General features: G+C 71.1%; 8 protein-coding genes and 1 pseudogene. 5 read left to right on the top strand and 4 right to left on the bottom strand.

Going from position 1 to position 11656, the window contains the following annotated elements; translation table 11 throughout:
- The first annotated feature begins 284 nt into the window (after positions 1 to 284).
- Both N8I86_RS36695 and N8I86_RS36690 read left to right on the top strand, forming a co-directional pair.
- Positions 285 to 1205: an NADP-dependent oxidoreductase gene (locus N8I86_RS36695; RefSeq protein ID WP_263279866.1), complete on the top strand. Its 921-nt coding sequence runs from the start codon at positions 285 to 287 to the stop codon at positions 1203 to 1205.
- A gap of 200 nt (positions 1206 to 1405) precedes the next feature.
- Positions 1406 to 3568, top strand: a complete 2163-nt coding sequence (locus N8I86_RS36690; protein ID WP_263279865.1) for an ATP-binding SpoIIE family protein phosphatase — start codon at positions 1406 to 1408, stop codon at positions 3566 to 3568.
- 217 nt (positions 3569 to 3785) lie between these two features.
- Here the strand turns inward: N8I86_RS36690 and N8I86_RS36685 are convergent, their stop codons facing one another.
- The 3 genes from N8I86_RS36685 to N8I86_RS36675 form a co-directional block, all read right to left on the bottom strand.
- Positions 3786 to 4970 carry a beta-ketoacyl-[acyl-carrier-protein] synthase family protein gene (locus tag N8I86_RS36685; RefSeq protein WP_263279864.1) on the bottom strand — a complete coding sequence of 395 codons (1185 nt, stop codon included), beginning with the start codon at positions 4968 to 4970 and terminating at the stop codon, positions 3786 to 3788.
- A gap of 590 nt (positions 4971 to 5560) precedes the next feature.
- On the bottom strand, positions 5561 to 6073 hold the full coding sequence (locus tag N8I86_RS36680; protein WP_263279863.1) for a GNAT family N-acetyltransferase: 513 nt from the start codon (positions 6071 to 6073) through the stop codon (positions 5561 to 5563).
- A gap of 218 nt (positions 6074 to 6291) precedes the next feature.
- Positions 6292 to 7401, bottom strand: a complete 1110-nt coding sequence (locus N8I86_RS36675; protein ID WP_263280213.1) for an ABC transporter substrate-binding protein — start codon at positions 7399 to 7401, stop codon at positions 6292 to 6294.
- Between the two features lie 212 nt (positions 7402 to 7613).
- On the opposite strand from N8I86_RS36675, the pseudogene N8I86_RS36670 reads away from it, so the two are divergent.
- The 3 genes and pseudogenes from N8I86_RS36670 to N8I86_RS36660 all read left to right on the top strand — a co-directional run bounded on the left by N8I86_RS36670 (position 7614) and on the right by N8I86_RS36660 (position 10299).
- Positions 7614 to 8359, top strand: a pseudogene (locus N8I86_RS36670) (phosphotransferase family protein).
- 579 nt (positions 8360 to 8938) lie between these two features.
- A complete protein-coding gene (locus N8I86_RS36665) occupies positions 8939 to 9436 on the top strand; it encodes an SMI1/KNR4 family protein (protein ID WP_263279862.1) in 498 nt (165 codons plus the stop codon).
- 122 nt (positions 9437 to 9558) lie between these two features.
- Positions 9559 to 10299, top strand: coding sequence for a VOC family protein (locus tag N8I86_RS36660; protein WP_263279861.1), 741 nt, complete (start codon positions 9559 to 9561; stop codon positions 10297 to 10299).
- An 88-nt stretch (positions 10300 to 10387) separates the two neighbouring features.
- On the opposite strand, the gene N8I86_RS36655 is transcribed toward N8I86_RS36660, so the two are convergent.
- The gene (locus N8I86_RS36655) at positions 10388 to 11650 is read right to left on the bottom strand and encodes an MFS transporter (protein WP_263279860.1); all 1263 of its coding nucleotides are present in this window, start codon (positions 11648 to 11650) and stop codon (positions 10388 to 10390) included.
- Between the last annotated feature and the right edge of the window lie 6 nt (positions 11651 to 11656).

The following is an 11656-nucleotide window of genomic DNA, read 5'->3' as shown; positions in this document are numbered from 1 at the left end:
CCGGCGCACGCTCTCCAGACGCACGGCCAGCAGTCCGGCGGCGACACCGTACCCACACACGTCGCGCGTCATCCATGCGCCCTATCCCCGGTGACGGTCGCCCGCGCCACCCGCCGACGGCGTCTCGGAGCGCGCACCACGCCCACACCCGCTTCGGCCGTACGGGCGAGGTGTCGGCGCCCGGAGCACGTCTATCACCCGCGAAGGGCATCAACGCCCGGACGGAAGATTCCCTGCCGTGGACGATCGCGGCGTCTCCCACCGCTTCCACGAGAGGAGCTGTCGTGCGAGCCATCACCGTCCGAGACCGCGAAGCCGGGGTCAGCGGGCCGGCCCTGGAGGACCTGCCGCACCCGCACGCCGCCGAGAACGACGTCATCGTGCGGGTGCACGCGGCGGGATTCACCCGGGGTGAGCTCGACTGGCCCGCAACCTGGACCGACCGGGCCGGTCGTGACCGCACGCCGTCGGTGCCGGGGCACGAGGTCTCGGGAGTGGTGACGGAACTCGGTTACGGGACCACCGGGCTCAGCGTCGGCCAGCGCGTCTTCGGGCTGACGGACTGGGCCCGTGACGGCTCGCTCGCCGAGTACGTCGCCGTCGAAGCCCGCAATCTCGCTCCGCTCCCCGCCGACCTCGGCCACACGGTGGCAGCGGCGCTGCCGATCTCGGGACTGACCGCCTGGCAGGGTCTGTTCGACCACGCCCGCCTCACCACCGGCCAGACCGTACTGGTCCACGGTGCCGCCGGCGGCGTCGGCTCGATCGCCGTCCAGTTGGCCCGCGAGGTGGGAGCCCGCGTCATCGGGACGGGCCGGGCCGCCGACCGGGACACCGTCCTCGGTCTGGGCGCCGATGTGTTCCTCGCCCTGGACGCCGACCCATGGACGGCAGCCGATCAGGTCGACGTGGTGTTCGACGTGATCGGCGGCACGGTCCTCGAACGCTCGGCCCCGCTCGTCCGCGCCGGCGGCACGCTCGTCACCATCGCCCACCCGCCGACCGTGCGCCCCGAGGACGGGCGGTCCGTCTTCTTCGTCGTGGAACCCGACCGCGCCCGTCTCGCCGATCTCGCGCAGCGGCTTCGGGACGGACGACTCGAAGTGCGCGTCGGCTCCGTCCGCCCGCTGTCCGAGGCAGCCGCCGCCTTCGCGCCGGACCGCCGCGTCGAGCGCCGCACGATCGTCCGCGTCGCCGAGGACTGACCGGCTGCGACCCGCGATCACCAAGGAGGTCACAGCCCCCGCGGCGTCCTCACCGTCCGCTGTCGCGGGGTGATCCGCCGATGTGGGCGAAGCGACTCCCGGTGTTATTCAATGAGGTGTGCGGTCAGGGATCTCGGGGCCCCGTCGCACGGGTCCGAGTACGGCCCCGGTGCTGCGCCGGGGATTGCCGAGAGAGCCGCATGGACTCCACACCCTCCCCCTCGTCGTCCTCGCCGTTCGAGCTGGTCAGCAGCGCCCTCGGGCGCTACATCCCGCGCGGCGGAGCGGCAGCGGCGGGTGGGCCGGTCGAGGCGCAGGGCGACCGCGCCACCGGCCGGCGCGTGCCCGACAACGGGGCGGCCGGCCGGCAGGACCAGATCCTCGGCGCGATCAACGTCGACGGGGATCTGAGGATCACCCGCTGCAATCTCGACGCCCCGGTGTTCGCGGGCCTGGAAGCCGTGACCGGGAGCCCTTTCGTCGACCTGCTGCCTCCCAGGGACGTACCGACGGTGACCCGGCGGTTGCGGCAGGTGCTGGAGACCGGTGAGGCGCATGTCGCCCGGATCCAGCGGCTGCGGCGCCGCGACGGCTCGGAACTGGTGGTCTCGCTGAGCATCCTGCCCGCCGCGGTGCCCCAGGAGGGCCTGACCGTTTCCGTGATCGCCATGGCCAGGAGGCTGCACCTGTACGCCGCCGAGACCGCGATCGGCACCTCTCTGGACATCGGCGAGACCGCGCAGTCGCTGGCGGAGTCCCTGCTGGCCTGGGGGGACGTGGCCGCCATCGACCTCGACTTCGCCGTGTGGACGGGTGAGGGGGTCAGCGAGCGGGCGCACGGGCGCATCCGGCTGCGGCGCGCGGCCCTCGTACCGGACCGGGCGTGGCCGGAGGGCTATGTGACTCCGGGTGACGATCTTCCCAGTGACGCGAGTCGACTGCTGTCGCAGGCGGTGCAGCGTGACGACGCCCCGCAGGCCATCGTCATACCCGACCGGGAGGCGGTCGAGCGGGTGCTCGGCAGTCCGCGCGTGATGCGGGCCCTGGTGCCGGGCGACCGGTCGGCGGGGGTGGCGTGCATACCTCTGGTCCTGGACGGCGTGCCGCCGGTCGTGCTGGGGGTGGCGGAGGTCTGGCGGCGGGCGGACCGCCCCTTCCGGGACAGCGAGCTGTTCGAGCTGCAGGAACTGGTGGCCAGGACCGCCCATCATGTCGACCTGGCCCGTCAGCACCAGCGCGAGCACACGCAGGTCCTGGCGTTGCAGCGCCGGCTGCTGCCCAGGACCGGCGGCGACACCGTCGAGATCGCGAGCATCTACCAGCCCGCCACCCCGGACAGCGCGGGCGTGGGCGGTGACTGGGTGAACAGCTTTCCGCTGCCGGACGGCCGTACCGCGCTGGTGGTCGGCGACGTCGTCGGGCACGGTCTGGGGGCAGCGGCGACCATGGGGCAGCTGAGCATGGAGGCCCGCGCGTTGCTGTCCGCTGGGCTGGCGCCCGACGAGGTGCTGGAGCACCTGGACGAGACCGTGTCACTGCTGGACGACGCGGAGTCCGGGCTGGCGGCCGGCTACAGCGCCCTCGGGTCGACCTGCTGCATCGCCCTCTACGACCCGGTCAGCCACCGTGTGGCGCTGTCCAGCGCCGGCCACCTCCCCCCGATCCTGGTGTCGCCGGACGGGCACGCGGGCCCGCTCGCGGTCCGCCCCCATCCCGGGCTGGGCGCCGAGTTCGCCCTCCGCGAGCCGTTTGACGTGCACACGTTCGACGCACCTCCGGGGTCCCTGCTCGCCCTGTACACCGACGGCCTGGTGGAGGACCCGGCCCTGTCGATCGACGAGGGCATCGGCAGGCTGGCGGACGCCGTGTCCGCGGTGCACCCGTGGGACACCCTGCAGCAGGCCGCACGGCGTGTCGTCGCGGCCCTCGCGCCCGTGCGCCAGCGTGACGACGTGACCCTGCTGCTGGCCCGCATGATCGGCTACCGCAAGGAGGACACGGCCACCTGGCGGCTGCCCGCCCGTTACGACGCGCCCGCTCGTGCCCGAGCACAGGTCGCCGCGCTGCTCCGGCAGTGGCGCACCAGGGAGGGCACCCGGGACGACGTGTCGCTGCTGGTCGGCGAGCTGGTCACGAACGCGGTGCGCTACGCGACGGGCCCCATCACGGTACGGCTGATCCGGTCCGGTCACGGCCTGCTCTGCGAGGTCGGCGACACGGGCAACGGCAGGCCACGTCTGAGCCGGCGCGACCTCCTCGACGAGGGCGGTCGTGGCCTGCACATCGTGCACAAGCTCACCAAGCGGTGGGGGGTGCGGTGGACGGACTCCGGCAAGGTGGTCTGGGCGGAGGTCGCGAGGTGACGCGCAGTGCGGACCGACGGGTGGCCGGCGTACGGGCGGCGCATGGGGGGAGCTAGTGGCGGCGCATGGGAGGGGAGCTAGTGGCGGCGCATGGGAGGGGAGCTGGTGGCGGCGTGAGCGTAGGCCGCGGTCCGAGGGACGGCGCTCACAGCGGTACGGACGTCGTGACCGGTGATCCGGGCGGCCCGTGCGCCGGTACGGGCCGCGCAGGTGCGTACTACAGCCACTCCCCCTCCAGGGCGGTGGCGGTGAGGCCCGGTGCCGCCGCGTAGAGGACGGCGCGGCTGCCCGGCTTCTGTCCGGCGTCGTACGCCCGCCGCATGATGTCGAACACGGCGGCGCCACCGCGATTGCCACTGGTGTAGCTGTCGCGGCTGTAGTCCAGCAGCCCCGACGGCCAGGTCTCGGGCATCGTCTGCTCCATGTACTCCAGCACCCGGGTCCCGCCGGGGTGCGCGAGCAGTACGTCGGGGTGCCAGGAGTCGGGGCTGTCCTCGTACCGGACGCGCAGCCACTCCCACATCGCGGTGACCGTCTCCTGTACGGCGCGCGGGCCCCGCCGGTCCATCACGAAGTGGGTGCCGTCGGACCGTGTCTCCAGGCGGTGCAGGTCCATGGTGCCGGGCAGGGTGTGGTTCCAGGCGGCGTCCAGCCGCAGCACCGATTCACGCCTGGGGCGGCCCGTGACGACGGCGGCGACCGCGGTGTCCGCGAACAGCAGCCGGACGATCAGGGACTCGAGGGTGTCGTCCGCGGGCTGGTAGGTCGTGCTCAGCGCCTCCGAGATCACGACCAGGACCACTCGGTCGGGGTCCGCGGCCACGAGATCCGCGGCCAGCGCCAGGGAACGGGTTCCCGCGATGCAGGCCCACTGCGTGGCCGGCAGCAGCATCGCGTCGGCGCGGAGCTGGAGCTTGTTCGCCAGGGCGATGTCCAGTCCCGGCAGCGCCGGGGTGGTCGAGTTGCTGGTGATCAGGCAGTCCACGTCGGAGGCGTCGATCCCGGCGATCTGGAGGGCCCCGCGCGCCGCACGCTCACCGTAGTTCTGCACGGCCTCCCAGGCCGGCGCGGTCCGCTCCTGGACCGTCTTGGGTGCGGGTATCGCTTCGAGAGCGGCCATCACGCGGTCCACGTCCTGCTGGGTGAACCCCTCGCGCGCCAAAGCCTCTTGGGCCGGTCCGGCACCCACGGTACCCAGGCCGCCGCCACTGCCGGGTGCGACGGCTGTCTCCAGCGGCAGCATCCATCCGCGGCTTTCGATGCCCGTGCTGGCCGCGATGCCGTCGATTCGCGGCGCCCAGGCCGCATCCGGGTGCCGATCGCGCACCTCCGCCACGATCTCGCTGGTCTTCACGGCGTGCTTGCCGTGTATCACGGCAGGAGCGCAGACGTAAGCAGCCATGGTGGGGCCCTTTCTGGGGGAAGCAGGGAGGAACGTCACGATTGCTGTGTGATGGGCCACTTTGTGAGGTCACGCCCAAGGGGATGGCGGGTGGCTCCACTTCGGGAGCGAGTGGCCGGTTCGAGCATGGACGCTAAAGGGACATTTGCGCTGTGATGCACACAACTTGGGCACCTTTTAGGCGCGTGACGCGGCACACATCACCGAATGAACGGGGTGCACCTTGGGGCGAGCCGCGCCCACCCTCCTCTGTCTGACCTGCCGTCAGCCGGACTCGGCCAACTCGACGGGCCCCCCTGAAGCCAAAAGGGCATGGAAGGCCGACGCGACGAGGGCGGCCCCTCAAGGGGCGAGGCCGCAGGCCGGAACGCGCTCGTGACTGAGGCCACAGGTCGGCACGTTTTCGTGAGTGAGGCCACAGGCCGGCATGCGCTCGGCCACTTCGCCAGGCCCGCTCAGACGGGGCACTCCGACGACGCAGGTGCCGCGCCATGGCCCGGCCTGCTCAGAGGCCGACGGTTGCACTGGACAAATTAGGACATATACGCATCAAGCTTCTCCGGCGGGAGAGCGCGTCCCGCTCGGTCGCCTCACCGCAGGGGCTTCTCGAGGAGCGTGTAGGACTTGGTCGTGCCACCCGGCTGGGGCTTGCCCTCCTTGCGCCCTACGACGTGATAGCCGGAGTCGACGTAGTACGCGGTCAGCCGCGCATTGCCGGCCAGACAGTCGAGGCGGGCCAGGGTGCGGCCCGCTTCCGCCACACGGCGCTCAGCGGCTCGCAGCAGTCGCAGTCCTGTTCCTGGCAGAGCGGCGGTACGGTCCACCATCAGGCGGTGCACATACCCGGCCGTCGGAGGCTGCGGGCCCCAGGCCTCCGGGTCCTCCCACCACAGCTCCCAGGCCCCGACCGGACGACCCTGCAGTTCCGCGATCCACACTTCCCCGTCTTCCATGATCCGGCGGAAGTGCTCCTCATCCAGTTCGCCGGGCTGCCACTGTCCGGTGTTGCCCCGGAAGTTCATCCAGCGGGCGGCGTCGTCACGCAGGCGGACGAGGGTGGAGAGGTCCGAGCCGACAGCCGGGCGGAAGCGTAGATCGTTCACCCACCGATCCTCACACGCGCCCCCGGTGCACCTTTCTCCGGACCCGGGCCCCGGGCCCCGGGCCCCGGGGTGACTCTCCATGACCGCGAAGGCGACGACGATGCCGGGAGGGGCCCATGTCCACACGTACGCGACGTACGCGTACGTACGGCCGATGAGCCGGTCGCTGCCGGGGCCGGAATCCCGGCGCCCGGCCCGCCCCGCCGGCACCGCTCTTCTCATGCGGCGTGACGGACCCGAAAGCGGTCGGGCGACGCCGGATCTCGGTCGGCGACTTGAATGGGCGCCCCGAGCGACTGCCACACGCTGACGCCGTTCCTCCGGGAGAACCGAATCCGCCCGCGGGTGCCGTCAACTGCAACGCGGGGCCACGATTCGGCAACGCGCGCCCTGTCGGCGCCGTGCGAGCGCAGTGCTTCGGCGAGGACGGTGACGGTGTCGTATCCCTCGAAGGCAACGAAGGAGGGCGCTTCGACGAGCCGCGCACGCAGGGCTGCCTCGACTCGTGTACCGAGTGGGCCCAGACGTTCGGGCAGGTAGCGCAGGAACGGGATCCCTGCGCCGTCGACACCGAGCAGGTCCGCCCATGTGGCGAACTCCGGTTGGCCGGCCGGCGCACCGATCAGAATCTCGTCGAGGCGCCGGTCGCGGCGGACGGACCTGACGAGGGACACTGCCGGTTCCGGGTGGCCGACCAGAAGGAGGAGCGCCGTCGCCCGGTGGTCGACGAGCGCGTCGCACACCGCGGCAGGGGCGAGCCCGCCTGTGTCGAGTTCGATGACGGTGCCGCCGCGTGGAGTGAGGTGGTCCCCCAGGACGTCGACTCCGGATGCCCAGTAGACACTCGGCTGGGTTGCCACGACGATCCTGCTGTGGCCCGTACCGAGAAGGAAGTCCGCGTAGACCCGCCAGCCGTCGGACTGCGGCGGAGCAAGACGCGCGACCCACTGCGTCGGCTGTTCGGTAAGCGCGTCCAAAACTGCTGAGGAACACAGGAACGGCACACCGAGGGCATCCGCCCGGTCGGCAACGGCGCGAGCGACGACGCTGTGGTACTCCCCCGCCACGGCGACCACACCCTGCTGAGCCAGTTCCTCGACGGCCGCCGCGGCTTTCCCAGGGTCCGCGGCGGTGTCTCGTACCACCAGTTCGAGCGGTCTTCCACCGATCCCTCCGGCGTCGTTGACGTCGCGCGCGGCCAACTCCAGCCCGGCGAGGAGGTGTCGGCCTGCCTCGACCCAGCCGGGTCGGGTCAACGGAACGAGTGCGCCGATCCGAACGGGCCCTTCAATATGCGCTGCTGTGAGCGGCGACGAGGACGTACTCATGCTCATGCTCATGCGGTGGTCTCTCCCGTGCGGCGGCGATTCGGTTGCGGACGGGCAGGCCCGCTTGAACTCCTGACAAAAGTAATGGGCTTGGCCTGGTCGGAGGTCGGTGTCGTGCACGAGGCCGCCGGGCAGCGGGGTGCGTTCGGCCGTGTTGTCGCACGTGACAAACCCGGCGACGTCGGCGGGCATCCCCGGGATACTGGTCGCCCATGGATGAGGTCGAAGTCGTCGTCGCTCATTCCGAGCGCGCGACCTTGCGCGTCGGGGACGTGTTCCTGAAGGTGGACGCCGACCAGGCACGCGTCGACGTCGAGGTCGAGATGATGGCCCTCGCGCCGGCCCCGACCCCGACGGTCCTGTGGCGCAGGCCGCCCGTGCTCGCGCTCGCCGCACTCCGGGGACGACGCTCGGGCGCCTCGGCGGGCCGTCGACCGGGGCGCCGGCGGGGTGGGCCGCGGCGGGCGCCGCCATCCGGAGGCTGCACGAAGCTCCCCTGCCGCCCCGGACCGGCCGCGCCGGCCGGAGCATCGCCGCGCTGACCGCGGAACTCGACGACGAGTGCGAGTCGCTCGTGACGAACGGCGTCCTGCCCGCCGACCTCGTCACCCGCAACCGCCAGGTCGCCGAGGCCGCGCTCCGCCCGTGGGCCCCGGCGTTCACGCACGGCGACCTGCAGATCGCGCACCTTTTCGTCGACGGCGACGAGGTCACCGGCATCATCGACTGGTCCGAGGCGGGCCAGGGTGACGCCCTCTACGACCTCGCCACCTTCACACTGGGACACGAGGAACACCTGGACGACGTCATGGCCGGCTACGGCTCCGGCATCGACCTCGACGTGATCCACGCGTGGTGGTCGTTGCGAAGCCTGCTGGCGGTCCGCTGGCTGATCGAGCACGGCTTCGACCCGTTCGCGCCGGGCTGTGAGATCGACGTACTGAGATCCCGGATGTGAGGCTGCGGGGACCCGACTGGTCCGGCGTCCGGGGCCGGTTTCTCGCCTGCCGGTTGGTACGGCCGGACGAGCCGGCCTCTTGGGGGAGGCTGCCGAGATCACGCAGCTCCCCCGCGCCGAAGGGCTCCACCAGTGGCAGGCCGGTGCGTTCGGTCAGCGTCGGATCGACGAAGCCGCCCGCTGCCAGATTCCGGTGACGTCCCGCCCACGAACCGAGTGCTGCGACGAGGGCGTGCAGGTCCGTACCCTGCGGGTCCTCCATGATGACGGGGCGGTCCCGATCCGGCGGATCCCCCTCGATCAGGCGCCGGACCGCGTCGACGAATGCACTGGTCTCCATGGCCGTGAGTCAAGCGCATGCCACTGACATCCCTGCGGCAGGCTGGTCTCACCGCGGCAGCGTCTCTGTGGGAGCAGTTGTCGGGACGGTGCAAGCCAGCTGACGCGTGACCAGGCGGGGGGCCGTCGCGCTCTCGACCAGGACGCCTGTGCATCCCGGCCAGGTCCAGCCCAGCTCCACATCAAGGTCACCTGCGTCCGGACGGCGGCTCCTCGGTCCCCGCTTCTACGATGACAGTCATGGCAAGTCACGAGGACCTTCAGCCTCCCTTCTGGGACACCAGGAGTGGCTACGGCATACAGCCGCCCTTGACCGACCAGGCCGTGAGCGAGGCCGAGCGGCTGTTGGGCGTCACCCTCCCTGAGGCGCTGCTGGACCTGCTCCGGCGTCAGAACGGTGGCCAGGTCAGCGAGAGCCGGAGTGCCTTCCCCACCACTAGACCGACCTCGTGGAGTTCCGACCACGTCCCGTTCGACAGCGTGATGGGCATCGGTCACCGTGAGCAGACGCTGTCCCTGCTTGACAGTCCGTACCTGATCGAAGAGTGGGGCCTGCCAGCGGACGTGGTGGTGCTCTCGGGTGACGGGCACTGCTGGATCGGGCTCGACTACCGGACCTGTGGCCGACAGGGGCAACCCTCCGTTGCCTGGTTCGACGCGGACGACGAGTCGGAGCTGGCCCTCGCGCCGGATTTCGGCTCCTTCCTCCGGGGTCTCACCTCAACCGCGGAGTTCTAGAGCGAGCCGGGCCAAGGAACGACCGGCTGACCTCACCATTGGGCCGCCTACACACCCCGATCTCGACTCGACGACGCGGCAGCTGCGGATGTCGTAAGGAGCGGGTACGTAGGATCGCCGGCATGGCACTGCGACCTGTTCAGGTGAACATCAAGGCTGTTGACAGCTCGGCGGTCGGCCGGTTCTGGGCGGAAGCGCTCGGCTGGAGCGCGTACAGCCCCGGCGTGACCACCTACGTCGGGCCCGCCGGCGGCCCGGTCTGGCCGGACCCGGTCGCCGTCGGCATCGACGTCGTTCCCGTGCCGGAACGCAAGACGGCGACGAAGAACCGTGTGCACCTCGATCTCGCCACAACCTCTGCGGCCCATTACACCGAGTTGGTCGCACGCGTTCGGGCGCTCGGTGCGACGCCGGCCGACGTAGGTCAGGGCGACGTGCCGTGGACGGTCCTCGCCGACCCCGAGGGCAACGAGTTCTGCGTGCTCGAACCTCGGGACCTCTACCGGGGCACCGGGCCGATCGCCGCGGTTGCGGTCGACTGCGAGAATCCTCGGGCCATGGCCGGGTTCTGGGGCCAGGCGTTGGACTGGACCGTGCACGAGATGACCGACGACCTCGCGCGGCTGCGCTCCGCCAAGGGGAACGGCCCGTATCTCGAGTTCCTCCGCACGCCCGACGTGAAGACCGTGCCGGACCGTGTCCATCTGGACCTGCTGCCGTACCCCGGTGACGACAAGGCGGCGGAGGTGGCCCGGCTGCGGACTCTCGGCGCCACCGATCTCGACATCGGCCAGGGCGACGTCCCGTGGACGTGCCTGATCGATCCCGAGGGCCACGAATTCTGCGTCTGCGCCCTGCACTGACGGTGTGACGTGCCGGGCGCCCGGCACGCAGACCGCGTGCTCGGGGCTCACCGGCTTGCTACTGGCTCGCGATCGTCGGGTGTTCTCGTCAGTCCGCGGGCAGGGCGGTGGCGGTTGCGACCGCCCCAGGTTGGGTTCGTGTCGCCGTTGTTGGAGCAGGTCCGGTGCGCCGGTACACATGCGTGGTGGCCAGAGCGAGCAGCAGGAGGCCGCCCGCGAGGACGTAGACGGTGCGGGGCTGTACGACCGCGCCGACGAACCCCGCACCGACCAGGCCGGCGATGGTGGCACTGTTCAGGAGTGCGGCGTGGGCAGCCGCCGCGCTTCCCTGGCCGGCTGAGTCGATGGTGCGCCCCAGCGCTGTCTGACGTACGACACCGAATGCTCCGTTGGCGGCGCCTGCCAGAGCGGTCAGGACGAAGAGGACCGGCAGGCTGTTCAAGGCTGCGATGGTCAGAAGCGCTGCGCCCACAGCACACGCGGTGAGCGCGGCCGGTCGGGCCGTGGCACGTTCGGAAAGCAGACGCCCGGCAGTCCCTGCCCCGATGATCTGCCCTGCCGCCCAGGCCGTCGTCAGCAGGCCGAAGACCGTGGCGGTGGCTCCGTAGGAGTCGCGTACGAGGTAGATCTCCACGACGTTCGTGACCTGCAGGGCGAACGTGAGCACGAGTCCGACGAGCACCACACGTGCAAGGTGGAGGTGCTGCACGAGAATCCGAAGTCCGACCAGGAACCCGGACTGTTGTGCGGGCCGTGCGGGGTCGGCAGTGGTGGCGGACTCAGGTGGAGCGGGCAGGCAGAGGGCCACGAGGGGCACGGCAAGGTAGGTGGCCGCGTCCACCAGGAGCACGCCGCGCAGTCCGACGGCGTCCATGAGGAGGGCACCGACGGCGGGCCCGATGAGGAAGCCCAGGTTGGACGCCATGGAGACGAGTGCACCCGCACGACTGATCAAAGGCGCGGGTGAAGCCTGGAACAGTGCTTTCACGAATACCGGTGCCGCGATCGCCATGAGGCCTGACAGCACGGCCAGCAGGCCGACGAGCAATGCGACGGCATCGGTCAACGACATCACCGCGCACACGCCGACCAGGCCCACGCCCAGGGGAGGCAGCACACGTCTGGCCGGGTGGCGGTCGGATATCCGGCCGGCGAGCCCGGCCAGCAGGATCGCCGGCACGGACATCGCCCCGAACAGTGCGGCGATCCCCAAGCCGCCGGTGGCCCGGTCGTGGAAGTCGAGCATCAATGCGGTGATGGCCAGCCCGTCCCCCAGGCAGGAAACCAGGAACGCGGCAGCGATGGCTGTCACTTGACCTGGAAGACGGATGCGTGCGGCAGCCGAAGTCATGATCCG

Origin of the sequence: Streptomyces albidicamelliae, assembly GCF_025642175.1 — a bacterium.
GTDB classification, from domain to species: domain Bacteria; phylum Actinomycetota; class Actinomycetes; order Streptomycetales; family Streptomycetaceae; genus Streptomyces; species Streptomyces albidocamelliae.
The sequence above is the reverse complement of the archived record's forward strand: the minus strand, read 5'-3'. Positions and strand labels throughout refer to the sequence as shown.

Bases quoted from the DNA above. Each gene is read 5' to 3' on its own strand.
- N8I86_RS36655 (WP_263279860.1), bottom strand. From the start codon at position 11,650: ATGACTTCGGCTGCCGCACGCATCCGTCTTCCAGGTCAAGTGACAGCC.
- N8I86_RS36685 (WP_263279864.1), bottom strand. From the start codon at position 4,970: ATGGCTGCTTACGTCTGCGCTCCTGCCGTGATACACGGCAAGCACGCC.
- N8I86_RS36665 (WP_263279862.1), top strand. From the start codon at position 8,939: ATGGCAAGTCACGAGGACCTTCAGCCTCCCTTCTGGGACACCAGGAGT.
- N8I86_RS36660 (WP_263279861.1), top strand. From the start codon at position 9,559: ATGGCACTGCGACCTGTTCAGGTGAACATCAAGGCTGTTGACAGCTCG.
- N8I86_RS36690 (WP_263279865.1), top strand. From the start codon at position 1,406: ATGGACTCCACACCCTCCCCCTCGTCGTCCTCGCCGTTCGAGCTGGTC.
- N8I86_RS36675 (WP_263280213.1), bottom strand. From the start codon at position 7,401: ATGAGTACGTCCTCGTCGCCGCTCACAGCAGCGCATATTGAAGGGCCC.